The organism is Paenibacillus chondroitinus NBRC 15376 (genome assembly GCF_004000765.1).
GTDB lineage: Bacteria > Bacillota > Bacilli > Paenibacillales > NBRC-103111 > Paenibacillus_E > Paenibacillus_E chondroitinus.
The window spans coordinates 13,643-39,900 of the sequence record NZ_BILW01000005.1 but is presented as its reverse complement, the minus strand read 5'-3'; the positions used below and the strand labels follow the sequence as shown (position 1 = coordinate 39,900).

Below are 26,258 nucleotides of genomic sequence, written 5' to 3'. Positions count from 1 at the left end.
GCAAGATAATTGACGAGCAACATAAAACTTTTACATAAAACACATTCGGTTTACCACACATTTTTCCTCCGAAAAATCATAAGAAGCCCAGCTGCAACAAGGATCAAAGCGATTACATATATCCCTAATTTGACAAGCAGCGTAATTCCAAAAAGCACGGCTGAAACGATACCAAGCACTAGTGCGCCTATCCACACCCCACGGTCACTTCCGCGATCGAACAGATGCAACTCATATAATCCGACGGCTACACCGAGTATGAATCCAGGCCAGAGATAGCTCATTGAACCCCAACCAAATATATTGCAGAAAAAGAACATCAAGCCGTACGTCGTCAAAATACCTCCAGGGACGAGTACGCCTGCCGGCCAAGTGCGGTTAAAGAACAAAATGTGAAAAAGCAATCCAGGTGCAAGCAAAACAAGAGGCCAGAAGAAGGAAAAAATAAAGTGGATAACGCCTAATTTCCCAAGAAGCAATAATACGGCCAGGCCAATTAACAGGATACCGATGGAGTAGCTATTTCTAGCCATTACAATTCCCTCCTATTTCACTTGTCAATTCGATGTCACTTTCGACACCATTCAACAAGTAGTTTATCGTACCTTGCTCAAAATTGCTAGCCTGCAACCTATTTGCGGGCACGCCGTTTTTTGCGTTCATTTCCCTTCCTTGGGGCATACTTCTTAAAGGCGTACTGCCTGATTTCCCTCTATCTAGCAGGTTGGCATACGTTCAACACGGGAGGCCACATGATATCTTTATCTGAAAATGAACAGAAAAAACGAAAACCGCTCTGGACCAAAGTTTTTCTCGTCACCTCATTGTCCAATTTACTGCTTTTTTTCAGTTTTCAAATGCTGATCCCAACCATCCCTACACATATATCGCAGTTAGGGGGGAATGACTTTCAAGTCGGACTCGTTATCGGTATTTTTACAATTTCATCGCTTCTAACTCGTCCATTTGCCGGCAGGGCGCTCGACCTGTTAGGTAGAAAGCACGTGCTGCTTGTTGGATTAACGATCTGTGCGCTTACGATTGCCGGCTATTCGTATATGGCTGTCATTGCACTCATCCTTGCCGCACGGTTCGTTCATGGAATTGGTTGGGGCATATCTACGACGTCCTTAGGGACGGTAATCGCTGATATCATTCCGCCTGAACGCCGCGGGGAAGGTATGGGATATTACGGATTATCCAATACCTTTGCCATGGCGCTTGCTCCGCTTACCGGATTATGGATCATGCAAACGTACAGTTTTCATCGCGTTCTCTTAATTTCTTCACTGCTGGCTGTGCTCTCCTTATTTAGTTCACTTTTTATTTCCTACGCCAAACCTGTACCTGTCGAAAAGTCGATTCAAAAGACTAAGCTTATTGATCGCTTATGGGAACGTACGGCTTTGCTCCCCTCGGTTTTACTGCTGTGTACGGCCATTTGTTATGGAGGGATCGTGACTTTCATTACTTTGTTCGGCCTTGAAGCCGGCATTTCAAATGTAGGCTGGTTTTTTCTGTGCAATGCTTCTATGGTGCTTATTGTACGGCCTATAACAGGCGTGCTTTTTGATCGAAAAGGTCCTGAATGGGTGCTGCTGCCTGGAGCACTTTTCACGATAACCGGACTGCTTCTGCTTTCATACGCGCGCACAGAATTCAGCTTGGCGATTGCGGCGCTATGTTATGGAATCGGCTTTGGTTCCATCCAGCCTGCCTTGCAGGCATGGACGATTGCTCGCGCAGCCCCTGATCGTCGCGGCGCAGCGAACGGCACGTTCTTCTCCGCCAACGACTTAGGCATCGGACTTGGTGCCATGGTGCTTGGCGCCTTAGCGAACTTAAGCGGCAGCTATGCGCTCATGTACCGCTTCTCAAGCGTACTCATCATTGTGTTTCTGCTTATATATGGATGGAGCTTCTGGCACGTTTGGCGAAGCGTACAGCTTCCGCAACGATAAGGAATATAACGTGGTGAGCCACTGCCCAGAGTTTCTCCCAACAACAAGAAAACCGCTTCGCTGGATAAGACCAGCTTGGCGGTTTTCATCTTCCCTATTCGTTTCTTGTTTTTAATTGCAGCAATCTCAACCACTTCACGGAAACTCCAATGACGATGACAAGCGCGGAGGCTACAATCGGGATCCAGACATGCAGAAACTCGTAATCGTGCAGGAACCAATCGATCATTTTCTCGTCTTTTACGAACATTTCACCTGCTGTATAACCAAGAATGCCTGCCCCTAAAAGAACAAGAACCGGATACTTGTGCAGCAAATTCATAACAAGTGTGCTTCCCCAAATAATGATCGGAATACTAAGTCCAATCCCCAGTATGATTACCGTATTATTGCCGTTGCCTTTGGCTGCAATCGCCAGCACGTTGTCAAGACTCATCACGAAATCCGCGACGATAATGGTCCAGATCGCTTTGCCCAACGTTGAAGCCTCTTTCACATTTGCATGACTGTCATCATCGGTCAATAATTTGATGGCAATCCAGAACAATAAGATCGAACCACCCGCTTGAATATAGGGAATATCGAGCAGGCTTACAGCGACTAACGTCAGCACAAGCCGCAACGCTATGGCTCCGAAAGCCCCCCACCACACGGCCAGCTTACGCTGTTCGACGGGAAGATTTTTGCTCGCCAGCGCAATAACAACTGCATTATCGCCGCTAAGCACAATATTGATCAACATAATTTGTAAAAACAAAATGAGCGCATCAATCATGCTTTATCTTCCTCCCGGGATACATGGTGAGCTGGTGAAGAGCGGCGATGAAGTCACCTACTGTTCGGCGCCAGAAAAGCACTTAGAAGAAATGCTGATCAGGCACCTTCTTCATTTGACCATGTACGATTTCGATTGTTTCGGTTTGATCTATGGCTTGCTGAATTAATTCAGGCAAAAAACTCATGCCGTTCTCGATTCGCTCAACCATTTGCAGATTCGGATTGGTGCTCGGAGAAGGAGGAAGAAATAAGGAGCAGCAATCTTCATAAGGTAAAATAGAAATCGGGAACGTGCCGATGCTTTCAGCAATTCGAATAATTTCTTGCTTGTCCATCATCATCAGCGGCTGCAAAATCGGCAAGGTGACGACGCGGCCGATCACATTCAAGCTTGGCAGCGTTTGACTGGCCACCTGACCCAAGCTTTCTCCAGTCACCAGAGCACTTAGACCTTCACGATCGGCAATTTGCTCCGCAATGCGATACATAGCTCTTCGGATCAGCGTGACTAATAAGTTATCCTTATATTCACGGTGTATGGACGTCTGCACATCCGTAAATGGCACGAGGTGCAGCCTGATAGAATCTGTGTACCCTGAAAGCTGGTGAGCCAGATCTATCACTTTATCCTTTGCCCGCTCACTTGTATACGGATAACTGTGAAAGTGTATCGCTTCGAGAGTCAGCCCTTTTCGCATCCCTAACCATCCTGCTACAGGACTGTCAATCCCTCCGGAAAGCATCAGCAGCGCCTTGCCGCTCGTGCCTGCCGGGAATCCTCCCGCTCCCTCAATCACTTCTGCATACAAAAGCACTTGATCTTCACGAATTTCCACGCGAAGCTCGATTTCCGGATGACGAACGTCCACTTGCAAACCAGGGATTGCTTCAAGAATGTAGCCGCCGATGAGATAATTCATTTCCTGGGAGTCTAACGGAAAAGCTTTATTGACCCTCCGGACATTCACCTTAAAGGTACTTGGAGGTTTAGGCAGATTTTGCATTATGCTCAGTGCCACTTCTTTAATGGCCTCTGGCTCCATAGGAGCATGATAGGCCGGGCTGAACGATGCCAGTCCAAATACGCGCTGCAATGCCTCCGAAGCCTCTTCATACGCTGCTCCCCCTAGCTCCACATATACGCGCCCGTACTCCGGAATATACCTCAAATCTGGAAATGCCCCTAAAACTTTACGAATTTGCTTGATGACACTGTTCTCAAAACGCTTACGATTCCTGCCTTTCAGTGTTAATTCACCAAAACGCAAGATTAAACAATCCGGTTTCATTTTTGCTGCCCCTTTCTGGCTGTTGATTTGCTTAACATGGGGGAAAGTTCGTTCACAACTTCCCTAAGTGCTAGCAAAAATTGTTCCATATCCTCTATTTGATGCTCATCCGAAAAGCTCACTCTAAGCCCGCTGACCGCTTGCTCACGCGTACACCCTAACGCCAGCATAACTTCACTAGGATCAGTGGCATCCGAAGCACAAGCTGATTTCGTTGAAATATAGATTTGTCGTTGCTCTAACGCATGTACGACAACTTCCGCTTTCATTCCGGTAAAAGCAAAATGGACAATGTGCGGAGCCATCTCCTCATGACGTTCGGAGCCCATTAAGGTAAGCTCCGGAATCGTTAGAATACCGTCTGCAAGATGACGTCTTAGACGGTATTTATGCTCCAGCTTTGCTGGCAAGTTCTGCATGGATAAACGCAGCGCCTTGGCCATCCCAACGATGAGCGGAACGTTCTCCGTTCCTGAGCGAAGCCCGTCTTCTTGTCCCCCGCCAACGAGCTGCGGCTTCAGCTGTACGCCTTCTCTGCGGTACAAAAAGCCCACCCCTTTGGGCCCGCGAAACTTGTGCGCAGAAACGCTGCATAAATCTATGCCCCATTCCTTCATCGATAAAGGTAGTTTTGCGATGCCTTGCACGGCGTCTACATGAAACATCACTTTCGAGTACTTGGCAAGTAACTGCCCGATTGCCTGAATAGGCTGAATTGTGCCTACTTCGTTATTGACGTACATGACGCTGACCAATATCGTATCTTCACAAAGAGCTTCGCGAAGCGTCTCTACTTCCAGACAACCGTTCCGGTTAACGGGCAAATAGGTGACGCGAAATCCCTCTCGCTCTAAACGAAGGAAAACTTCCTTCACAGAAGGATGCTCAATTTGTGTTGTGATTAGATGCTTGCCTCGATTCTGATATTGATAGGCAGCCCCCCGGATTGCTAGATTGTTACTCTCTGTTCCTCCGGATGTGCAGATAATACCAGCCGGCATCACGCCTAAAGCTCCCGCTATCACTTCTTTAGCGCTTTGCAGCAGCTTCTCTGCTTGGACACCTAATCCATGGATGGATGATGGGTTTCCATAGTGCATTTTCATAACATCTGCGATCGTATCGACGACTTCGTTATATGGCGGTGTGGTTGCCGCGTTATCCAAATATAGCATGTTCTTGCTGATTCCCCTTTTTCCATGCCCTGCAGTTGCGCAATTAAAATAAATTCCTTTCATCATTAAAACTTAAAACCGCTCATAACTCAAGCATGCCGATGAATGCAAAAAGCCGATCTCCGCATGATTCATGCGAAAATCAGCTCCTTGAAATTGCCGCCTACAGTGAAAATTTCATCTTATGCCCTAATACCTGAGAAACATAAGCTTGCGTTTCCTTCGGTAATTGGTGCAATTTATTAGATAGGTCCTGGTCATTCTTGATGCCTAAGCGATCCACACGGCCTGGACCCGCATTGTACGCAGCAAGAGCAACTCCTTCATTGCCATTGTACTTCTGAATCAGATTGCTCAAGAAATGTGTACCGGCATCCACGTTCTGTTTAGGATCAAATGGATTCGTCACGCCATAGCCGCGTCCGGTGCCGTCCATAAGCTGCATTAGACCTTTAGCGCCAGCCGGGGATACCGCCTGATGATTGAAATCGGATTCCTGTTGAATGACCGCTTTCACGAGGGATTCATCGACGCCATATTTCGCGCTGGCCTCTTTGATTAAATCATCAAACTGTGAAGTAGATGTCGTGCGACTCCAACTTTGGAGAGGGCTATAGGCTTTATTCAAAGCGCCCAAGGAGCTAGGTATGTTATTCGCCGTCAGCGGATTGAGATTAGATTGACCGTCTAGATCAGAACCGGAAGCTTGTCCCATTAACGTATTCAGCAGCGTGCTGAAGTCACTGGAATCATCCGTGCTGGATGTATCGGTATCCCCGGATAACAAATTAATTCTTCCCATCACCTGAAGCTGCAGCAGCTCTTTCAGAACTCTTGGATCAATACTGTTCGTGCCGTTCATCCGTCAGACCTCGTTTCGTATATCATTCGTTGTTTTTATTGTACACGTTTTGTGCCCTCCCGACTATCCTAAAATTTCCGTTTCCTCCCTGCGAGCCCCGAAATATAAAAAAAGGACAGTCATTCGACTGTCCCTCTATCCGTTCAAGATATGTTCTGTTGTAGAAACTCATCTTGTTCCGTCATTTTTCTAACAATTAATCTCGAAATTCGCAAATGATCCGTTTCTTCCACGATGAACAAAAATTCATCGTTATAGGCCACTTGTTGATTCTTGCTAGGCGGAATCTCTGTCTGGGAGTAGATCCAGCCGCCAATTGTATCATAATCGTCGGACTCGATATCAAGCCCGAAGTAATCATTCACTTCATCGATTAAAAGCAGACCGTCAATGGAAAACGTGTTCTCGTCTTTGATTTCGATCGTTGGACGTTCCTCGTCAAACTCATCCTGAATTTCACCAACGATTTCTTCCATGATGTCTTCCAGTGTGACAAGCCCTGAAGTTCCGCCGTATTCATCAATAAGCAAGGCCATCTGGCTTTTTCTTTTTTGCATCATTTTCAGCAAGTCACTGATATGAATGGAATCCGGTACCGTCGTAATCGGACGAATAATTTTCTTGATGCCTTTCAGGTTAGCATCCGGCTTAAGCAAATCCTTGATGTGAACGAAGCCGATTATGTTGTCTTTGTCCGGATCACATACCGGATAACGTGTACGCATTTCCTTAATCGCTATCGCTAGATTCTCCGAATAGGACAGTCCTGCATACAAACATTCCATCTCAGTTCTTGGAATCATGATTTCTCTAGCTGTTGTCTCGGCGAATCCGAATATATTATCAACAAGCGTAAGCTCTGTATTATCTATAAGTCCATTTTTGTGGCTTTCTTTCATGAGGACGCGAATTTCATCCTCCGTATGCGCTGATTCATGTTCCGTTGTCGGTTCAATGCCGGCGCGGCGAAGCATCCAATTGGAGATCCCGTTCAGCAACCAAATAAATGGATACATGATTTTGTAAAATAAGACCATCGGTCCCGAGGAAAGCAATGTGATCTGTTCAGCTTTACGAATGGCATAGGTTTTGGGGAATTGCTCGCCCAGTGTAATATGCAAAGTAGTCATCAATGAAAAGGCAATAATAAAGGTAATCGTGTGGAACACCGAATCTGGTAAATTCAGCGGAGCGAATAGTGGTTCCAAAATTTTTGCAAAGGTCGGCTCCCCGACATAACCAAGTCCCAACGAAGTAAGTGTAATCCCGAGCTGACAAGCACCTAAGTACGCATCGAGATTGTTCATAATTCCTTGCGCAAATTTCGCATTACGGCGACCTTCATCTACAAGAGAATCAATTCGACTACCTCTTACTTTCACCATCGCGAATTCAGCTGCGACAAAAAAACCATTCAGTAACACCAGTCCAAACATTAATAAAAAGCTAATTAACGTTTCGGGCAAAGGATCTTCCAATACCTTACCTATCCCCTGTCAAGCGCGGTTAAAGGCACCAAGGAGAGTAGGTACACCTCCCTTAATTTTAATTTAAAGTTGAATTATCACTTTTCATTATATAATAATACTGTAATCATTCAAAGGTGCGAATATGACTCTTGAAGCCAAATAGTACGAGCAAACGGGAGTATAGGGTTTAAAATGATGCCATAATGAGTCTTTACCCGCTAATTATCCCCCTAAAACACGAATATACCCGATTTTCCTTCTGAAAAAGAAAAACAAGCCGATGTCTCGGCTTGCTTTTCCATCATGTTTATCCAACACTAAGAGTAAAAAGGAAACAGTAAAAAATAGGCAGCAACAGCTATAAATCCAAGTACGACTGACCAGGTTCCGATTCCCTTGTTGCCCATCAGGAATGCGATAACCCCTAAAATAATGCCCGATACGCCAAGCAGTACAGGCCACACAAAGAGGGAAGCCAATGCGACGAACAAAGCGATGTATCCTACCGCTTTATTTCGCGTAACAGCTTCAACTAAATCATCGATTTCCTCATCGGAAACTTCCGACTTCTCAACCTCTGCATGTTTCGCTTGATAGGGCTCGGCATAATGAATTCTCCGCGAGGGCGCTGTTATCTCGGCTGCATATTCTTCCTTGCTGTTCAAACCACTTTCAGTCCGAAGCTGCTCCCTCTGGAACCGCTCCTTGGTGGTTTTATCCAAATTGCCTCCATGCTGGCGCATGATTACTGCTTCTTCTTTGCTTGAAAGGTGTGGCAGCAAGTGTTCGCGGCTTTGCTCGCTGCATCTTGATGATCGGTATCGAATGATTCCCCTGCAAATTCTTCATTGTAATTGGCGTTGGCATGCTGATCTACTTCAATCATAATGGTTCCTGCGTTGCAGTTGTTTCCTTGCGTCCAATATTCGCAGTTGGCAACTGAACATTTGACATCTGGCATAGTCATCACCCCACTAACAATTTGCCCGCTATCAGGGCGAGCTATGCTCAGGCCAGACTGTCAGATAGCACCAAAAACATCGCATGAGACCAAAGGAGCGGCAGTGCAGGTTCCCCCCATTTGCCCAACCACTCTGAATAAGCGGAAGACTCTCTAAGCTCATCGGGAACTTGTTCGGGAAGACGCCCAAGGTGATCAGCCTTGCTTATGATCCATTCCAGACAACGCTGCGCCTCTTCATGGTTCCCGAGCTCTTTCTGATACCATCCATACCAAGCCGTTAGCAGAAGCCATTCACCGCCGCCGTAGTAACGGTCTTCTACATAACGCTGAATACCTTCGTGTTTCAGTTCACTTTCAATTATTTGCACCGTTTTCCGCATAATTGGATCGTCTGCTTCGCATACACCAAATGGAACAGCAAGCCACAGCAGACTTGCATCTACGCCCATTAAGGCCGGCTTCCATATTTCATCCAGACAGTGAACAGACTTCACAAATCGGCCCTCGTTGACGCAATTGCTAAAGATGAAGTGCTTAATCATAGACGCCTTCTCCAACAGCTGAGGACGCTGCTCTAATTCTCCTAATGCCTTCAAACCGCCATACACACAGGCTAGCGTTGCAGGATGCACATAATCTGGAAACTCTTCCCAACAATCAAAGTTCGGATAATGCCAGAACGTCATCAAATAATCAACCGTAATCTCAATACTTTCCCGGAGTTCATTCAGCATTTCTTTATTCCCGGTTGTTTTCACATGCTCCGTAAGTCCCCAGAGCCAAGCCCCGTAACCATCCAATTGAAAGTGGCCCCATTCCGAAACATCGTCTCGGCCATCCAGATGATAACGTGTCCCCAAAAACTCGGAACGGTCGATCCACTCTTTGTTATTATGTTTATGTATAAGCGCATCGACACGCGAACGTTTGTTCCTCAGAACTCCGGCAACCCATCGATGGAAAAGCGCAGAGCTGTCAGTCTCCCCCGTACGATCCATTGCATGAGCTATAAATGTACCGTCGCGCAGCCAACTGTACGCATAAGGCGGGAAAAGTGGAGATGCGATGTACCCTCCGCGAGGATGCTGATTGCCTTTTATAATCGAGATCGAGTGGTTGATTAACTGTTCACGCTGCATGCACCATGTCCCCTTTTAAATGAAAAGAGATGCGCTGCTAGCCGCATCCCTTATATCTTTTGTAATTTTGCATCACAATTATACTTTTTCACCTTGCATACGGCGCTGCGTGATGTAATCTGTCTCATAATAAGCCAGATCCTCGCGAAGCTCTTCGAATACTTTGGACAATTCAATGGTTAAATCTCTCACATCACGGGAAGGCTTTTTGCGGAAACGAATAGCATCTTGTCCGGTATAAGCGTAACGCCCATCCTCGGAATAGCACTCATTTTTAGGATAGAAAAATGTATTCACGCAAGTATGATATACCTCATACAATACTTTTTCCGAAAAATCAACATTAAAAGTTGGTCGTCTCAAACTTACGCCCAATTTCTCATAGGCCACTTCACAGAAAACTAATAGATGACGTGTATCTTGGAGATAACCACGATAAAATTCATCCATAGCGGGATCATTCTCTACATTGAGTTGTGAAAGCGAATGTTGATTCAGAAACAGCTCCATTTTAGCGGTTGTTTCTTTTAACTTCGTACGTGTTGAATCACAAATATTTTTGACATTAAAAACAGCCATTTATGAAGACCTCCTCTAATTGCGCTATTCCTATCCTACCATAAATTAACCTGAAAAGGTATATGTAAAACTCCCGATTCCATGCATAAAAGAATCCCTCGAACCTCACTATAATTAAAGACACTGTATTTGCTGACAGAAGCGGAGAAACGAGTTAAGAAGGAGGACTATCGATGTGGCGTTATCTATCTTCTATTAGTCTAGTTCTTGGATTAGGTTTCGTTCTATTTCCCCACCACTCGAATAACGAGAATACACCCGGTCCTGAGGTTTACAGCGCGAAGTATGAGACGGAACAGAAGCTTTCCCTACTGCAGCAAGATGTAAAGTTAACTGATGATTTATGCCGCTCCCAGTGCTCCATTGATTACTCCAAGATGATCTCCCAAATTGAATCAGGTGAGTCCGCAGCCAAAGTGCTTCGGGATATGAAAACACAGCATGAAAAAATGGATGTTCTGATTTGGTCAAAAAACAAACAAGCTTTGGATCAAGGAATAAAAGTTGGAGAAATTCCTGCCACTTATAAGGAGCAAGCAAGCAAGTATTTAGCGGAGGCCAAAGCAGCTGCAGAATCAGGCAAGCATTATCAGTCGCCGAAATTTGGGGCCGCGCAGCAGGTGTTTTTTGTACAGGGGACGCCATCTACAGATGGTAATTCTTCCCTCATAGGCGTTATTCATCAAGACATTCTTCACCATGTGACTGACCATCAGATGAAAAATTTACGTCTAGAGCCTTATCCAAACGAAAATCGCTGGAAAGTCGAGTCGGTAGATACCGATACTTTAAAAGACAAAGTGGTGGATCATCCAGAGGATAATCAAGGCACAAGCCACTATCATCAAAACGAAGTTGTTGTTAAGTTCAAGAACGACCCTACCGAAGCTCAATTGTCTCAAATAAAGTCAGAAATCAAAACCAATTCGATGCAGAAGCTGGGTTACACTTATGTTTTCCGCACGGAAGGTATGGAAGCTAAAGCGTTAATGGCCTATTTTAAAAAATGGGATGTTGCTTATGTGGAGCCTCATTTCTTGTATTTGACCAATGATTATTACGATGATCAAGAAGCTGCCGATGAAAAAGATTCAACCGACTATGCCGATAGCACTGACAGCACAACTAGTCCTGATGAAACAACGAGCATTGCTCCGAACTTCAAGCCTAATGACAATCTGTACAGCCGGTATCAATGGAATCTGCCGCTGATTGAAACCGAGCAAGGTTGGCAGTTGAACCGAGGCACCAAAGATGTCGTTGTGGCTGTTGTAGATACAGGCGTGGACTTGCAGCATCCGGATTTAAAAGACAAGCTTCTGCCTGGCTATAATGTGATCAGCGGGGGGGATCAACCGCAGGATGATGTTGGACACGGAACTCACGTAACCGGAGTTATCGCAGCACTCGTTAACAATAATTTAGGCGTAGCTGGAATCAGCTGGTATAACAAAGTACTGCCGGTTAAAGTCTTGGATCAAACCGGGGCAGGCAGCACCTATTCCGTGGCTCAAGGCATTATCTGGGCTGCTGATCATGGCGCCAAAGTAATGAATTTAAGCCTAGGCAACTATGCGGATTCCGGATTTCTGCATGATGCTATTAAATATGCTTACGATAAAGACGTGGCCTTGATCGCGGCGAGCGGAAATGATAATACGGAACGGCCAGGCTACCCTGCCGCTTATCCGGAGGTGTTCGCTGTCGCAGCCAGCGATTCAGAGAACAACAAAGCACCTTTTTCCAATTACGGAGATTATATCGATGTAACGGCGCCAGGCGTAAGTATTGCCAGCACGTATCCAAATAATCAATATGCCGCATTGTCGGGCACATCCATGGCTAGCCCGCATGTGACTGCATTAGCAGCATTAATCCGTTCAACAAATCCTAATTTGAAAAACACGGAAGTTTATCAAATCATGAGAGACACTGCGCAAGATATTGGCACTCCGGGTCATGATAAATACTTCGGGTATGGCTTGATCGACGTTGTCAAAGCCGTGCAAAAAGCGGAAGAACAACCGAATATCGGCTTCGACTGGCCTTCCCGCTGGTTTCGGCAGATGAACCTTGTGTCCAAGAAATATGCAGGAGTTGCCCTGCACAAATAATTAAAAAGGCTGCCCTTTGGTTTCGATGGATTCGATACCCAGGGTGGCCTTTTTTGCTTGCATAAAATGAAATACCCGCAAAGCCGAAGCCTTGCGGGTAACCGACAGTATGGAAAGTTTGCCGTAAGCCGGGTTCTGTACTTCCGGTGGTCATAACGGGCGTCTGTCCCCTGCCACCATTGAAGCGACAATCATCTATCTAGGCCATACATTGCTGCACAGCTCAAGCGACCAACCCGAACGCGTCTCAGGCGAAGACTGCTGCCTCGGAGACAGCTAGCGTTCCTCTAGGTCTTGCTCCAAGTGGGGTTTACCAGGATCTATGTCACCATAGAACCTCGTGGTCTCTTACACCACGGTTCCACCCTTGCCTGATCTCATCCGAAGATGAGCCATCGGCGGTCCATTTCTGTGGCCCTATCCTTCAACTCGCGCTGACTGGACGTTATCCAGCACCCTGCCTTATGGAGCCCGGACTTTCCTCTCGCTGTGGCTTACCCACAGCCAGCGATTGTCTGTCAAACTTTCCGACGCATTTGCTAGTATACTAGGAATGTCTCCGAAATACAACTGTTGTTCGTTTCCTCGCCTGCCATCGACAATCCTACAGGAGTATCCTACAGGAGTATCCTACAGAAACTGGAACGGTTCAGTGTTCACCTCGGATGCCAGCACTTGCGTATCCGTTTTGGTTAACTGCGCGGCGAGATAGTCCGCTACGCCGCGTTTCATGATCTTCTCGACGTTATGCCCCACGTCGATCAAAGTAAGCCCTGCCGCGAGCGCATCGTGCGCGGTATGGTAGTCAATGTCGCCGGTGACCAGCACATCGGCGCCGGCAAACATGGCGTGCCGCATATAGCGGCCGCCGGAACCACCCAGCACGGCCACCTTGCGGATGGGCCGTGATAGATCGCCTACGACGCGCACCATCGGCACGTCGAACGCCGTCTTCGCGAGCTCCGTCAGCTCGCGAAGCGTCATCGGCGCGGGCAGCTTGCCCACGCGCCCGAGACCGAACACTCTACCCTTGAGGTCCATCGGGTAGAGGTCATAGGCCACCTCCTCATAGGGGTGGGCCTTCAGCATTGCCTGTACCGCCTTGCGCTGGACGCTGGCGGTTACGATCGTCTCAACGCGTACTTCCTGTACGCGTTCAAGCTTGCCTGCTTCCCCGATATACGGGTGAGTCCCTTCCTGCGGAAGGAACGTCCCCGTTCCGGGGATGTTGAAGCTGCAGTGGCTGTACTGCCCGATCCACCCCGCTCCCGCGGTGAAGAGGGCATCCAGCACAGCCTGGTGGTGCGTCTCCGGCACGAAGACGACCAGCTTTTGCAGCTTCTCTGTGTGCACATCCTCAAGATGCGTGAGCTCTTTGAGGCCGAGTTTATCCGCCATCATGTCATTGACGCCGCCTTCGGCTACATCCAAATTCGTATGTGCGATATAGACAGCGATGTCATTTTTGATTAATTTTTCATAGAGTCTGCCTGCCGATGTATCCGTCTGAAGATGGGCAAGCGGCCTGAAAATGATCGCATGATGAGCAATAATAAGATCAGCGCCTAGTCGAATCGCTTCGTCCACCACTTCATCATTAACATCCAGCGCAACGAGTACCTTCTTAATCTCCTTTTGCAAAGAACCCAGCTGTAAGCCAATTTTATCCTCAGGCATCGCATAGTGCTTGGGCGCCAGCTGTTCAAACAGCTGAATTACGGTTTGACCTTTTGCAAACAAGCGAGTACCTCCTTTATTTCTTTGATCTCTTGCGCGATTTGCTCTGCTTTCAGGGCTGATGCTTCCGCTGTTGACAGTTTCAACTGGCCTTCAATCATCGCCAATTTCTTCAATTCGCTATCCCACTTGCTGAACCATACCTCGGGAGCTTCTTCTAATAAATAAGGTCCCATTTGGAGCAGCCGCTCCTTGCTCACAACGATTCCTCCAGATAATGTACGTTCGGCATAAAGAGCTTCCTGCGAGTTCTTGTCCTGAGCACTTCCCGCTGTAGCCGTCAAAATCTCATAAATCTTCCCGTCTTCTTCAAGGATCGCTTCCGCGTCCAGGTTCCAGCCCTCTGCAAGCAGCCACTTGCGGACCTGATCTTCCCCGACATTGGGCTGTAAAATCAGATGCGTAACACCCTCGAGCTTCTGCTTGCCTGCTTCTAAAATACTCGCCATTAAACTGCCGCCCATACCGGCAATCGTGATGACATTCACTTCACCTGGTTCAATGACCGCCAGACCGTCACCGGATCTAACACTTATTTTTTTAGACAAACCGCTCTCAAGCACTTGTCGTGTCGCCGCCTCGAAAGGACCCGGATTGACTTCACCTGCTACGGCGTACACAATTATACCTTGTTGCGCTAAATAGGTCGGCAGCAAAGCATGGTCGGATCCAATGTCCGCCACCTTAGAACCTGTTGGCACACGATCTGCGATCATTTGCAATCTCTTCGATAATTTTACCATCTCTTAAACGACCCACTCTACCCATTTTTTACGCAGCAAGAAAAACGCCGCGCCCGCCGAAACTAACTTCCCTGTAAACGATAATTGAATGACGCGGGAACTCATATCAACATCTGTAAGAAACGTCATCGCTTCAGGGATAAACCAAACCAACACGCCGATAACTAAAAGCACGCTCGCTGCTTGCTTATTGGTATGATGCGCAAGCCAAGCAATCCATATAAGTACAATACTAACCGGAATCCAACTAATTTCAAGAGAGAACCAACCTGGATTGCTCAGCTTTTGCAAAAGCAACCAACCATAAGTTCCAACCAGCCCTAACCAACCGCAAAATTGGAAAATCCCCATTTTTCCTATTACGCCGTTAATTAACCACACTACACTGCAAAACGCTAAATAACCAATATACGTATAAGGAGAATTCACTTGATACATATCCATTAAATATAGCCCTAACAATAGCAAAGCAATTGAAGAAACACCACAAAGCAGATAAGAAATCACGGGGGATTTAGGAAATTGACGATACGCAAACGCATAGCAAACGATGACAAAAAGTGCGGAAATTCCAATTTGCATTGGCATTCCAAAAGAGTTAAAATTAAGAGCAGATAAGGCCAGAGCGGCTATAACCGCCATGATGCCTAACCATATTTTCCAAGAACTGTTTGCAATTGAAGACGCTGAAACCCCCATGATGGATGCAGGTTTCGGAGTTGTTTCATCCATGTACAAATTCAACAGAAAATCACAGTAGTGTTCGGGAAGCAGTTTGCTCCTCCGCCAGTGATCGATTTCTTTAACTATTACTTTTCTTTTCTCTGTATCCATATCATCGCTCACCTTCCTACTACTTTATCGGTGATTTCATGCTTAGCTTTTAGTAGTACTTTTGTAATAAAAAAAGACCCCGCCGAAACTGGCAGGGCCCTCTCACAGCGATTTATTCCAAGAAATCCTTCAAGCGTTTGCTACGACTAGGATGTCTCAATTTACGCAAGGCTTTTGCTTCAATTTGACGAATCCGTTCACGTGTAACACCGAATACTTTACCTACTTCTTCTAATGTGCGTGTACGACCATCATCCAGACCGAAACGTAAGCGAAGCACATTCTCTTCTCTCTCAGTCAACGTATCCAATACGTCCTCTAGTTGTTCTTTCAGAAGTTCATAAGCAGCAGCATCTGCCGGCGCCAGCGCTTCTTGGTCTTCAATGAAATCTCCCAAATGCGAGTCATCTTCTTCACCAATTGGTGTTTCCAAAGATACAGGCTCTTGTGCAATTTTCATGATTTCACGTACTTTATCCGTACTTAGGTCCATCTCTTTTGCAATTTCCTCAGGAGTAGGTTCGCGCCCCAGCTCTTGCAGCAATTGACGGGAAACACGAATCAATTTGTTGATGGTTTCGACCATATGTACAGGAATACGAATCGTTCTCGCTTGGTCTGCAATTGCGCGGGTGATGGCTTGACGAATCCACCAAGTTGCATACGTAGAGAACTTGTAACCTTTCGTGTGGTCAAACTTCTCAACCGCTTTAATAAGCCCCATATTCCCTTCTTGGATCAAGTCCAAGAACAACATGCCGCGGCCTACATATCTTTTGGCGATACTTACAACGAGTCTTAGGTTCGCTTCTGCCAGGCGTCGCTTCGCCTCTTCGTCCCCGTTCTCAATCCGTTTGGCTAAACCCACTTCATCTTCCGCAGAAAGAAGCGGTACACGACCAATTTCTTTCAAATACATCCGAACTGGATCATTAATCTTAATCCCTGGCGGCAAAGCCAGATCATCATCGAAGTTAAATTCATCGCGATCGTTTTCTTCAGGATTCATGGAATCGTCATCCGATTCATTCCCAACATCGATACCTTGCTCCGATAGCTGCTCAAAAAACTCATCGATTTGCTCAGGATCCTGATCGAAGGGAGCTAATTTTTCCATAATATCCTTGTAAGTAAGTGAGGACCGCTTTTTCCCTTGCTCGATAAGCTGGTCTTTCACCTGGTCCAAGGTCAACTCTGTCTCTAGTTCTGTACGCTGATCATTCGCCATAGTACGGACTCCCTCCTCCCTAGTCAATTCAGTAGTTCTACGTTGACTTCAATCGTTTTTCTAGGGCGATAATTTCAATTGCAATTTGTGCTGCTCGAAGATGGTCGCCCTCGCGCTCAGCGCGAACACGTTCTTCTTTCTTTCGTTCAATTTCTTCTTGCATTGGAACTTTACGAATTTGGCGAATATAGTCGTCAATCACTTGTTCGTTCATTCCATGACCCGCTCCCATCATTACGATGGAGCTGGCCAAGCTCTCCAGCTGTTCGTCTTGCAGCATGGCAATGTATCGGCTTGCATCCGGCTCAGCATTCTGAGCGTAGTAAGCATATAAATAAGCAGCTAAGACTGCGTGAGCTTCAACGTTGAATTGATCTCCCAACTGTTCTTCCACATGCGCGCAAACGTCACGATCATGCATCATAACAGCCAAAATCAATCGTTCAGCATTGTGATAAGCTGGCAAAAGCGAAGGCGTTTTCTTGCGTGTTCGTTCCGCTGTTCTCCCATTATTCATAACATTATTCCACAGAATTGGTTTATTATCCCCATCCGGTCGGTTTTTTTCCGATTGCAGCAAGATTTCGTGAAGGTCTAACTTCATCGCCTCATACGAAGAATCCGGGAATTCAGAAGCCAACTGCTTCAAATAATGTTCTCTTTCCATCGGAGAATGGAGTTCACTAATTAACTTCACAGCGGATTGCAGATAACGAAGTCGGTCACCGTCCTCATGCAACTTAAAATTTTTGCGGATGTACAAAAGCTTATATTTCATCGACGGTACGGCAGGTTCAATAATCTCCCGTACGAATCGGTCAAAACCATATTGTTTTACATAATCATCGGGGTCCTTGCCATCCGGAATCATCGCTACGGTGACTCGGCTTCCCGTCTCTTCCAGGATCGGAATGCTTTTGAAAGCAGCCGATTGTCCTGCGTTATCCCCGTCGTAACATACGACGATTTGATCGGCGTTACGGTTCAGCAGCGCCGCGTGTTCTTTCGTCAGTGCAGTTCCCATCGTGGCGACACCATTGCTAATGCCTGCTTCCCAAGCTTTAATGACATCTACATAGCCTTCAAAAAGGACCGCTTGCTGCAGTTTTCGCATATTGGGTCTAGCCAAGTGAAGATTATACATGGTCCTGCTTTTATTAAAAAGAGCAGACTCAGGACTATTTAGATACTTGGGCTGAGCATCGCCCATTGACCTTCCGCCAAACGCAATGACCTTACCGGCAGCATCGCAAATGGGGAACATAATGCGCTCCCTGAATTTATCCACGTAGCCAGTTCCTTCGTGTTTGGCCGAAATTAATCCGCCCTTCTCCATCAGGGAGAGGTCGAACTCACGCTTCACTAGCTGCTGGACTAACGTATCCCACATTGCAGGGGCATAACCGATTTGAAACGTATCGATCAGCTTATCCGAAATACCTCTTGAAGCCAAGTACCCTTTTGCCACTTTGCCTTGCTCTGTGTTGCCTAAAATATAATGATAAAGTTTAGCAGCAAAATCATATGCTTTCAGCAGGGCTGCTTTCTCTTGCTGCTGCTCGGTCTGCTCCTCGGACGCTTCCTCCCATGTAATAGGGATATCCGCTTCTTCCGCCAGCTTTGTAACGGCTTCTGAAAAACTAAGGCCTTCTATTTCCATAACGAAACGAATTAAATTCCCGCCAACATTGCACCCGAAACAACGATAAATTTGTTTTTCCGGCGTGACCGTGAAGGAAGGGCTTTTTTCTGAATGGAAAGGACATAGCCCTTTCATATAATGCCCTTGTTTGCTCAAATGTACGTGCCTGCCAATCACATCAACGATGTCATGGCGCTTCAGTACAGCCTCAATGACCTCTTCAGGTATGCGTCCGTACCTCATGTTATTTCCACCCACAATTCAGGTCGCTTTTCCGACTAAGTACTATTCGCTACTCTTTTTCGATTTCCTGCAATTTTTTTAAAAGTTTTGTCAAACCATGTAGAAAATATTTACGATCCTCATCCGTAAAGGGTTTTGGCCCTTTTGAATGCTTGCCCGCTCTTCGCATTTTTGCTGAAGTATGACGACGATCCAATAAGAAATCAATCGAGCTGTCCGTATATTCCTGACCCCGATTCGTCAAACAATACGAGCCTTTTGCTAAACCAAGCGCTGCGAGACCGAAATCCTGCGTCACCAAAATATCACCAGACTTAATTTGATTGGCGATGTACAAATCAACGGATTGATCGGAGCGATCCACTTGTACGACCCTAACACCAGGGTTCGTCTTCATCCGATGATCAAACGAAGCAACTAGAACAACTTGTACACCGAACTGCCTGCCTGCTTCTTCTATTTCGGACTTCACGGGACAAGCATCGGCATCAACGATTATACTTCTCGCACCCATACGGTTCAGCCCACGCCCTTTTTTGACGAAATCTCACCGTACTATTATATACGATGAACTTCTAAAAAATCCTGCAAGTAGAAACATAAAACCTTACTGGACATGTTCAATATGATCCATAACCAGACTTGCCGTTTCTTCTACGGCGCGATTCGAGACATCAAAAATAACACAACCGATTTTGCTCATAATTTTGTCAGCAAAAGCCAGTTCTATCTTAATACGTTCTACATTCGCGTAGGTTGCATTTTCTGCAAGTCCAAGTGTGCGAAGCCGCTCCTGGCGAATAACATTCAGCTTATCCGGATCAATCCGAAGGCCGATAATTTTATCCTTTGAAACCGTATAGATAGCAGCAGGAGGCTGCATTTCAGGCACTAAGGGTACATTAGCCACTTTAAATCTTTTGTGTGCTAAATACATGGATAAAGGCGTTTTGGACGTGCGCGACACACCGAGAAGGATGATATCTGCTTTTTGAATACCGCTAAAATCTCGGCCATCATCATATTTAACCGCAAACTCAACCGCTTCAACCTTCTTAAAATAATCTTCATCGAGCGGGTGAATCATGCCTGGCTGTCTACGCGGCTCTTGGCGCAAGGCCTGCCCCAAGGTGTTTACCACGGGTCCAAGAAGATCGATATGCGGGATGCCGTGTTCTTTGGCTTTGGCAATCAGATCGTCACGAAGTTCCGGTATGACCAAGGTAAAAACAACGATACCGCCATGAATGCGAATCGCATTAATGACTTTATCGATGCCTTCGATATCATGAATAAACGGCGCCCTAACAATCTCCACAGGAACGGGATGGAATTGCATGGCAGCTGCGCGTACAACAGACTCCCCTGTTTCCCCGACAGAGTCAGAAACGACATAAACCCGAGTAGGTAATGGATGATCCATTTTCCTATAGCCCCTTTCAACCATATCAGCAGGGACCAGGCCCTACATTAGCATTTGTATGTGAAGTAGATTCGAACAGAACGTAAGCATAAAAAAACTCACCGATATGCGGACAGCACAAAGGCGAGGTGTTTTCCACCACATCATATCAAAGCGAACAACACATGTCAAATAAGACCAAGTTTATATATTGTATTTTTCCATTTGTTCGATAAAGTCTCTTGATTTCCATTTCACACCAATATGTATATCCATATAAGTCCTCATGCATGTCTTAAGTTGTGCCTTCGTTTCGTCCTTGACCTGCACGGCGCCAAGTCTGCGCATATCCATGCGCGGGAATAATTTAAGCAGCTTGAGCGCGCCTTCTCCAACACGAATTGCGACCGTATCTTTATAACGGCATCTATTGCATAGTGTGCCGCCCATGGAAGGGCTGAAGTGCGTGATGTCTGAGGTTTCACCGCAAGAAACACAAGCGTCAGTGACAGGCAAATAACCGGCCAACTCAAACATTTTCATTTCATAGAGGTGAACAACGATTTGCATATCCTTGCCCTCTTCGATCGCCATTAAGCCCGCTTTCAGCTGCTCAAACAGATACGTACTGCCTTCTTCATCGCCAAGCATGCGGTCCGTCATTTCAGCCAAATAAGAAGCATGTGCGGACATGTGCAAATCCTCTCGCAAAGCGTGATGCGCTTCAATGATTTCCGCAGAATTCAAAGATCCCATTTGGCCGCGCGTTTTAAAAAAAACAAAATCGCCGTACGTAAAAAGCTGCGTAACGGCGGCATGTCTACTTTTCACTTTCTTCGCACCCCGAGCCATGACTCCAACCTTACCCAGCTCGGGGGTGAACAGACTAATGATCTTGTTCCCCTCTCCATAGTCCATACTACGGAGTACGATCCCCTGTACACTTCGCAGCAAATGATTTCCCCCATGTGTGCCGCTCTGAGTTTACGAATCGTTCGCTTACAAATTCAGACCTTCGAGCGGCTCTTCATTACTTTGATCCTCTTCCTGTACATCCGTGTCCATGCCGGGTTGCCCGGTAACTTGTTTGTACAAAAGATAGGCATCTACATCACCGGTCTTTGAAAAATACGTCCACGAAAAATCTTTCATGTTCAGCATCCTCCCCATCGAACGTGATGTTCATAGGATGTGCAGAGTAAGCTTCTCTATGCGGACAAATAACTGGAACTCATAGGTAATCGATAATTAGTCGTGGCGGAAACCGAGATCCTTCAGCACCCTGTCTTGATTTCTCCAGTCTTTCTTGACTTTTACCCAAAGCTCTAAGAAGGTTTTGGAGCCAAGCAGCGTTTCGATATCTCTACGGGCCTGCCGACCGATTTCTTTGAGCAAGCTGCCTTGTTTCCCGATAACAATACCTTTCTGGGAGTCGCGTTCAACAAAGATAACTGCGGAAATATGCACAACACCGTTGGATTCAACACGCATGTCCTCGATTTGCACAGCAATGGAATGCGGGATTTCTTCGCGGGTCAAATGCAGTATTTTCTCGCGAACAAGCTCTGCGCACACGAACTGCTCCGGATGGTCAGTGATCTGATCAGCTGGATAGTATTGCGGCCCTTCCGGCAAATATTTGATAATTTGCTCTAAAAGCGTCGTTACATTATTACCTTTGAGTGCGGAAACAGGAACAATTTCTGCAAAGTTATATAGATCTTTGTACTGTGTGATGATGGCAAGCAATGCTTCCGGTTGCACAAGATCAATTTTGTTTAAGACCAAAATAACCGGTGTTTCAACATGCTTTAACTGTTCAATAATATATCTGTCTCCACCGCCAATGCCGTCAACGACATCTACAAGGAAAAGAACAGCATCTACTTCGCCAAGGGTGCCATGAGCAACTTTACTCATATAATCGCCTAATTTGGAAGTCGGCTTATGAATACCCGGAGTATCCAAAAAGACAATCTGCCCATTTCCTGACGTATATACACCATGGATCTTATTTCTTGTTGTTTGAGGCTTGTCTGACATGATGGCGATTTTTTGTCCGATGATTTGATTCATCAACGTTGATTTCCCAACGTTCGGACGTCCGATGATTGCGACAAAGCCTGATTTAAATTCTTTTTTAGCCACTTCTAATTATCCTCCATTTGAATGCAAATCTTTCGTTGTAAAAGCACCCGGCAATAAAGCGGAAACGGTTGTTTCAGCAAAATCGCCTTTGAGATTACCAAGATAAACGGGCATATCCGGCCCGCATAACTCAACGAGTACCTGTCGGCATACGCCACAAGGCGAAATCGGATCTTCGGTGTCGCCCATGACAGCAATGGCCCGAAAGGAGCCTGCTTTGTGACCGTCTGCAATTGCGCGGAAAAGCGCAGTTCGCTCAGCGCAGTTCGTAGGACCGTATGCGGCATTCTCTACATTACAGCCATAATGAACATGACCATCCGCATCCAGAAGAGCCGCGCCTACGTTAAAATGAGAATATGGCGTATAAGCTCTCTTCATCGCTTCTTTCGCGTGTTGAATGAGTTCTTGGTGATTCATGGCCATCATCCTTCTTTCTGTATTAGTAACGTTATAACATGTTTAGGCAAGATAAAGCTAGAATTGTGACAACCGTACCAATAAGCGCACCTAGAAAAAGCGCAGGAAATGGACGTGTCTTTTTGTCGTACAGCATAATAAATATAAGTGCAGCGAGCGTATACGCCAGCAGCGCAACAATCGTCTGTGAGACGAATATGACAATAACCGTGGAGATCGAGAAAGCTATTGCCGTTAATAAACTTGGGCGGACTAATTTCCCTTTGTCCGAAAACCGCGTTTCGATGACAATGACGGTCAGAATGACCAAGGCGATGAGTACCCAAATTGTCCCTGCGGATATCTGCGTATCATGCGTCCTGGATGCACGCAGAAGCTGATCAATCGGTTCATAGAACACAATCATTCCAACGATGACAGCAAAACCGGCGGACACCAAGACGGACGCCGCGGCGACGTCCTTTGCGATCTTGGCTAATGGATGGCGATCCGGCATCGCCAGATCCACCGTCTTTTCCACAGCCGTATTAATCAATTCTGTTACTATCATTAAGGTTACGGCTAGTAAGATAAACAGAATATCCGTTTTGGGCAATCGTGCAAACAAAGCAGCCAACAAAACAAGAAAAGCAACGCAAAAATGGAACTTCATATTGCGCTGCGTATCTAAGGCATATTTGATTCCTTCATAGGCATATCGGAAGCTTCTGCGCCATTTACGGAAGCCGTCTGACATTAGCGGGTTAAACCTGCTTTCTGCAAAATGTCCTCCTGCTTGCCAAACATAATCTTTTCTTCCTCTTCACTTTGGTGATCGTAGCCGATCAAATGCAAGAAACCGTGTACGAACAAGAAGCCGAGTTCGCGTTCTACGGAATGTCCATAGTCTTCCGCTTGAGCAATTGCACGCGGAACCGAAATAATAATATCTCCTAACGGTTCAATGAACGCTTCGGACACTGTCTCATCATCTTCGGATCCTTCTCCGCTATCCTGCTCATTATCTTCATAGTTAATCTGAATCTCATCTTCGCCGAACTCGCTCATGGCAAAAGACAGCACATCGGTAGGTTTATCCAGATCACGATACTGCTTATTTAGCTCTTGGATCGCTTCATCATCTACGAATGTGAGGGCAACTTCACCGGCTGTAACGCCTTCAAGCTCACCAGCCAAACGAAGCAATTCCTCAATTTTCTCTATAAAAGCCGGTGTGATCTCTTTCACTTCCTGCTCGCTGCTCCACTCTAGCGTTAAATCCATACTTGCCATATGCGACACCCTCCTGTCAATTCATTATGTCCCTGTTTTCTTAGGCGACAGTTCGTTCGGATACTCGATCCTCGCATGGAAAATGCCCAGCAAGGTCTCGTTCAACGTTTTGGCGATTTTATCCAGTTCCTTGAGCGTGATGTCACATTCATTGAACTGACCATCATCTAATCTGGATTTGATGATTTTGTGCACCATGGAATCAATTTGCTCCAATGTTGGATTGCGCAATGAACGAACGGCTGCCTCAACACTGTCAGCAATTCCCACAATCGCGGCTTCCTTAGACTGTGCTTTAGGCCCCGCATAACGGAAATCCTCTTCGCGGATCTCCTTCTCGCTGCCTTCTTCTTCGGCTTGTTTCACCGCTTTGTGATAGAAAAAATGCAGCAGCGTTGTGCCGTGATGCTGTTCCGCAATATCTCTGATCGCTTTGGGCATTTTGTAATCCTTCAGCATCTCAACGCCATCACGAGGATGGGCGATAATGATCGATTTGCTTAAATTCGGATCAATGCGGTCATGCGGGTTCTCAATATTGGTCTGATTTTCGATAAAATAACTTGGTCTCTTCGTCTTGCCGATATCGTGATAATAGGAGCCGACTCTGCAGAGAAGTCCGTCTGCACCGATGGATTCAGCAGCCGCCTCAGATAAATTGCCGACCATGACACTGTGATGGTACGTTCCAGGAGTCTCCGTAAGCAGCTTTCGCAGCAAGGGATGATTCGGATTCGAAAGCTCCACCAGCTTAAGCGGTGAAAGAATGCCGAAGGCAACCTCGAAGAACGGCAGCAAGCCAATAACGAAAACAACGGTTAATAATCCACCGGCAGCGGCGAAGGAAAGCGACATGATCGCTTCCCGCTGCTGGAAGTGGTCTTCCATAAGCAGCATGGATGTAATCGTAAGCATGGCGAAAAAGGCAATCATCAGGCCCGCTTTCAAGATCGTAGCCCGCTGGCTGGCTCGTTGAATCGTAAATACCGCACTGAAACAAATCACCAAGGACACTAGCCCGTAACGGAAGTCAAAAAGGAGCGTATGCTCCGTATTAAAAATAATACTTGCCATTAAAGAGAATAAGACCGATGAAATAAAAGCCAACGGAGAATCCAATAAAATGGCAATCAAAATACTTCCTAATGCAGTAGGTGCCAGGTAGCCGATAAACGGATAGTCCAAGTTTTGGACAAGTGAGATGATTTTCATACACGTGATATTGATTGAAAAAATCAAAATCAGCATCAGAAGCTGAGAGTTATTGTATTTAATAGCAAGCTGGCTCTGCCGGACGAACATAGAAACAACAAAAGACAATAAAGCGGACAGCATCGCTAAACCAATTTGAGGCAAGTGATTCGCTTTGCTTTTGAGCAATTCCAGTTTGTCCAATCTTGCATAAATCTCTTCGGTGATAACATCTCCGACTTTCACGAGCACATCATTTTTGTTGATGTACACCGGTTTCACATTCTCTCTAGCTTGTCCTTTGGCATCATCGGTACCCTTCTGATCAAAGAACTTATTCGGCGTGATAACAGCCCGGGCAATCTCTGTAACCATTTCACGCATCGTATTTTTCGCCAGGTTCGACGTATTCACCATCTCAGCAACTTTCGCCCTTGCTGTCTGAGCATCAAGGATTTGATCGTTCATCAGCTTCGTAACGATGTCCTTGGTTACAGGGCGCATGGCCGTCAAGTCGTCCTTGGTCAAGCGAGGAAGCTTGAAGTAAGACTCCTCAGGAAGCGGATACTGCTGCTCAGCCAAACCTTGTTGGATCTGCTCAATCAACGTTTCATTGTACTGAGCGCTTGTGCTGAGCGATTTAATCGACTGATTCTCCAAATCACTGATCAACTGAGGAATGACACGACGGAAAATGCTTACTTTGTCATCGAATTTTACTTCTTCGTCGGCATTAATTTGTAATAACTTATCATAAATGGCGTCAATCATCGTATCATTTTTGAGATTTACGATGCGATAAACAGGCTGAACCCGCTTCGCCGCATCTTCTTTCGCTTGTTCCGTCGCTATCGCGTTCTCAATTTGCCTTGGCGCATAAATCGTTGTTTCACTGGTTGTTCCCAGCTCAATGTCATAAACCTGAGGAACGAGCTTTGCATAAAGAGATATATAGAAAACTAAAGCCAGCAAGAGAAACAACAGTATCCGAATACCCGTACTGTATTTCCATCCGTTCAGCTGGTAATGAAATTTACCTTTCATTTGCACTTCATTTTTCATCACGGAA

General features: G+C 46.1%; 25 protein-coding genes, 1 other RNA gene and 1 pseudogene. 2 read left to right on the top strand and 25 right to left on the bottom strand.

What is annotated here, in order from left to right; genetic code table 11:
- Positions 1–50: 50 nt before the first annotated feature.
- Positions 51–533: a LiaI-LiaF-like domain-containing protein gene (locus PCH02S_RS08250; RefSeq protein WP_127451908.1), complete on the bottom strand. Its 483-nt coding sequence runs from the start codon at positions 531–533 to the stop codon at positions 51–53.
- 219 nt (positions 534–752) lie between these two features.
- Between PCH02S_RS08250 and PCH02S_RS08245 the strand changes: the two genes are divergently transcribed.
- Entirely contained in the window at positions 753–1,961 is a 1,209-nt protein-coding gene (locus tag PCH02S_RS08245) for an MFS transporter (protein WP_127451906.1), read from the top strand.
- Positions 1,962–2,055: 94 nt separating this feature from the next.
- On the opposite strand, the gene PCH02S_RS08240 is transcribed toward PCH02S_RS08245, so the two are convergent.
- From PCH02S_RS08240 to PCH02S_RS08200, 9 genes are all read right to left on the bottom strand, one after another.
- The gene (locus PCH02S_RS08240; RefSeq protein WP_127451904.1) at positions 2,056–2,736 is read right to left on the bottom strand and encodes a TerC family protein; all 681 of its coding nucleotides are present in this window, start codon (positions 2,734–2,736) and stop codon (positions 2,056–2,058) included.
- Positions 2,737–2,818: 82 nt separating this feature from the next.
- Positions 2,819–4,027: a tRNA uracil 4-sulfurtransferase ThiI gene (gene thiI / locus PCH02S_RS08235; RefSeq protein ID WP_127451903.1), complete on the bottom strand. Its 1,209-nt coding sequence runs from the start codon at positions 4,025–4,027 to the stop codon at positions 2,819–2,821.
- Positions 4,024–5,202: a cysteine desulfurase family protein gene (locus PCH02S_RS08230; RefSeq protein WP_127451901.1), complete on the bottom strand. Its 1,179-nt coding sequence runs from the start codon at positions 5,200–5,202 to the stop codon at positions 4,024–4,026. The genes thiI and PCH02S_RS08230 overlap by 4 nt, the downstream gene beginning before the upstream one ends.
- Positions 5,203–5,365: 163 nt before the next feature.
- Positions 5,366–6,064: a lytic transglycosylase domain-containing protein gene (locus PCH02S_RS36680; protein ID WP_127451899.1), complete on the bottom strand. Its 699-nt coding sequence runs from the start codon at positions 6,062–6,064 to the stop codon at positions 5,366–5,368.
- Positions 6,065–6,207: 143 nt separating this feature from the next.
- Complete coding sequence (locus PCH02S_RS08220) at positions 6,208–7,500, bottom strand: hemolysin family protein (RefSeq protein WP_127452391.1); 1,293 nt, start codon at positions 7,498–7,500, stop codon at positions 6,208–6,210.
- A 350-nt stretch (positions 7,501–7,850) separates the two neighbouring features.
- Positions 7,851–8,276, bottom strand: coding sequence for a hypothetical protein (locus PCH02S_RS08215; RefSeq protein ID WP_127451897.1), 426 nt, complete (start codon positions 8,274–8,276; stop codon positions 7,851–7,853).
- A gap of 2 nt (positions 8,277–8,278) precedes the next feature.
- Positions 8,279–8,494, bottom strand: coding sequence for a DUF1540 domain-containing protein (locus PCH02S_RS08210; RefSeq protein WP_127451895.1), 216 nt, complete (start codon positions 8,492–8,494; stop codon positions 8,279–8,281).
- A gap of 47 nt (positions 8,495–8,541) precedes the next feature.
- Positions 8,542–9,636, bottom strand: a complete 1,095-nt coding sequence (locus PCH02S_RS08205) for a glycoside hydrolase family 15 protein (RefSeq protein ID WP_127451893.1) — start codon at positions 9,634–9,636, stop codon at positions 8,542–8,544.
- Positions 9,637–9,714: 78 nt separating this feature from the next.
- Positions 9,715–10,215, bottom strand: coding sequence for a YpuI family protein (locus PCH02S_RS08200; RefSeq protein ID WP_127451891.1), 501 nt, complete (start codon positions 10,213–10,215; stop codon positions 9,715–9,717).
- Positions 10,216–10,388: 173 nt separating this feature from the next.
- On the opposite strand from PCH02S_RS08200, the gene PCH02S_RS08195 reads away from it, so the two are divergent.
- Positions 10,389–12,329: a S8 family peptidase gene (locus PCH02S_RS08195; RefSeq protein ID WP_127451889.1), complete on the top strand. Its 1,941-nt coding sequence runs from the start codon at positions 10,389–10,391 to the stop codon at positions 12,327–12,329.
- A gap of 109 nt (positions 12,330–12,438) precedes the next feature.
- On the opposite strand, the gene rnpB is transcribed toward PCH02S_RS08195, so the two are convergent.
- From rnpB to PCH02S_RS08120, 15 genes and pseudogenes are all read right to left on the bottom strand, one after another.
- An RNA gene (rnpB, locus tag PCH02S_RS08190) (RNase P RNA component class A) lies at positions 12,439–12,856 on the bottom strand.
- Between the two features lie 103 nt (positions 12,857–12,959).
- A complete protein-coding gene (locus PCH02S_RS08185) occupies positions 12,960–14,069 on the bottom strand; it encodes a Nif3-like dinuclear metal center hexameric protein (protein WP_127451887.1) in 1,110 nt (369 codons plus the stop codon).
- A complete protein-coding gene (locus PCH02S_RS08180) occupies positions 14,045–14,809 on the bottom strand; it encodes a tRNA (adenine(22)-N(1))-methyltransferase (protein WP_127451885.1) in 765 nt (254 codons plus the stop codon). Before PCH02S_RS08180 ends, PCH02S_RS08185 begins: the two co-directional genes overlap by 25 nt.
- Positions 14,810–14,812: 3 nt before the next feature.
- Complete coding sequence (locus PCH02S_RS08175) at positions 14,813–15,643, bottom strand: hypothetical protein (protein WP_127451883.1); 831 nt, start codon at positions 15,641–15,643, stop codon at positions 14,813–14,815.
- A 112-nt stretch (positions 15,644–15,755) separates the two neighbouring features.
- Complete coding sequence (gene rpoD / locus PCH02S_RS08170) at positions 15,756–16,871, bottom strand: RNA polymerase sigma factor RpoD (protein ID WP_127451881.1); 1,116 nt, start codon at positions 16,869–16,871, stop codon at positions 15,756–15,758.
- 37 nt (positions 16,872–16,908) lie between these two features.
- Positions 16,909–18,756, bottom strand: coding sequence for a DNA primase (gene dnaG / locus PCH02S_RS08165; RefSeq protein WP_127451879.1), 1,848 nt, complete (start codon positions 18,754–18,756; stop codon positions 16,909–16,911).
- 49 nt (positions 18,757–18,805) lie between these two features.
- Positions 18,806–19,270, bottom strand: a complete 465-nt coding sequence (locus PCH02S_RS08160) for a YaiI/YqxD family protein (protein WP_127451877.1) — start codon at positions 19,268–19,270, stop codon at positions 18,806–18,808.
- A 93-nt stretch (positions 19,271–19,363) separates the two neighbouring features.
- Entirely contained in the window at positions 19,364–20,179 is an 816-nt protein-coding gene (locus tag PCH02S_RS08155; RefSeq protein ID WP_127451875.1) for a pyruvate, water dikinase regulatory protein, read from the bottom strand.
- A gap of 183 nt (positions 20,180–20,362) precedes the next feature.
- Complete coding sequence (recO, locus tag PCH02S_RS08150) at positions 20,363–21,112, bottom strand: DNA repair protein RecO (protein WP_127451873.1); 750 nt, start codon at positions 21,110–21,112, stop codon at positions 20,363–20,365.
- A 45-nt stretch (positions 21,113–21,157) separates the two neighbouring features.
- Positions 21,158–21,310 carry a YqzL family protein gene (locus PCH02S_RS08145; RefSeq protein ID WP_127451872.1) on the bottom strand — a complete coding sequence of 51 codons (153 nt, stop codon included), beginning with the start codon at positions 21,308–21,310 and terminating at the stop codon, positions 21,158–21,160.
- A 96-nt stretch (positions 21,311–21,406) separates the two neighbouring features.
- A complete protein-coding gene (gene era, locus PCH02S_RS08140; protein WP_127451871.1) occupies positions 21,407–22,306 on the bottom strand; it encodes a GTPase Era in 900 nt (299 codons plus the stop codon).
- 6 nt (positions 22,307–22,312) lie between these two features.
- Positions 22,313–22,741 (bottom strand): annotated as a pseudogene (locus PCH02S_RS08135) (cytidine deaminase); the annotation flags it as partial.
- Between the two features lie 16 nt (positions 22,742–22,757).
- Positions 22,758–23,462, bottom strand: a complete 705-nt coding sequence (locus PCH02S_RS08130) for a diacylglycerol kinase family protein (RefSeq protein ID WP_127451867.1) — start codon at positions 23,460–23,462, stop codon at positions 22,758–22,760.
- Positions 23,462–23,989, bottom strand: coding sequence for an rRNA maturation RNase YbeY (gene ybeY, locus PCH02S_RS08125; RefSeq protein WP_127452390.1), 528 nt, complete (start codon positions 23,987–23,989; stop codon positions 23,462–23,464). The genes PCH02S_RS08130 and ybeY overlap by 1 nt, the downstream gene beginning before the upstream one ends.
- A 33-nt stretch (positions 23,990–24,022) precedes the next feature.
- On the bottom strand, positions 24,023–26,251 hold the full coding sequence (locus PCH02S_RS08120) for an HD family phosphohydrolase (protein WP_127452388.1): 2,229 nt from the start codon (positions 26,249–26,251) through the stop codon (positions 24,023–24,025).
- Positions 26,252–26,258 lie beyond the last annotated feature (7 nt).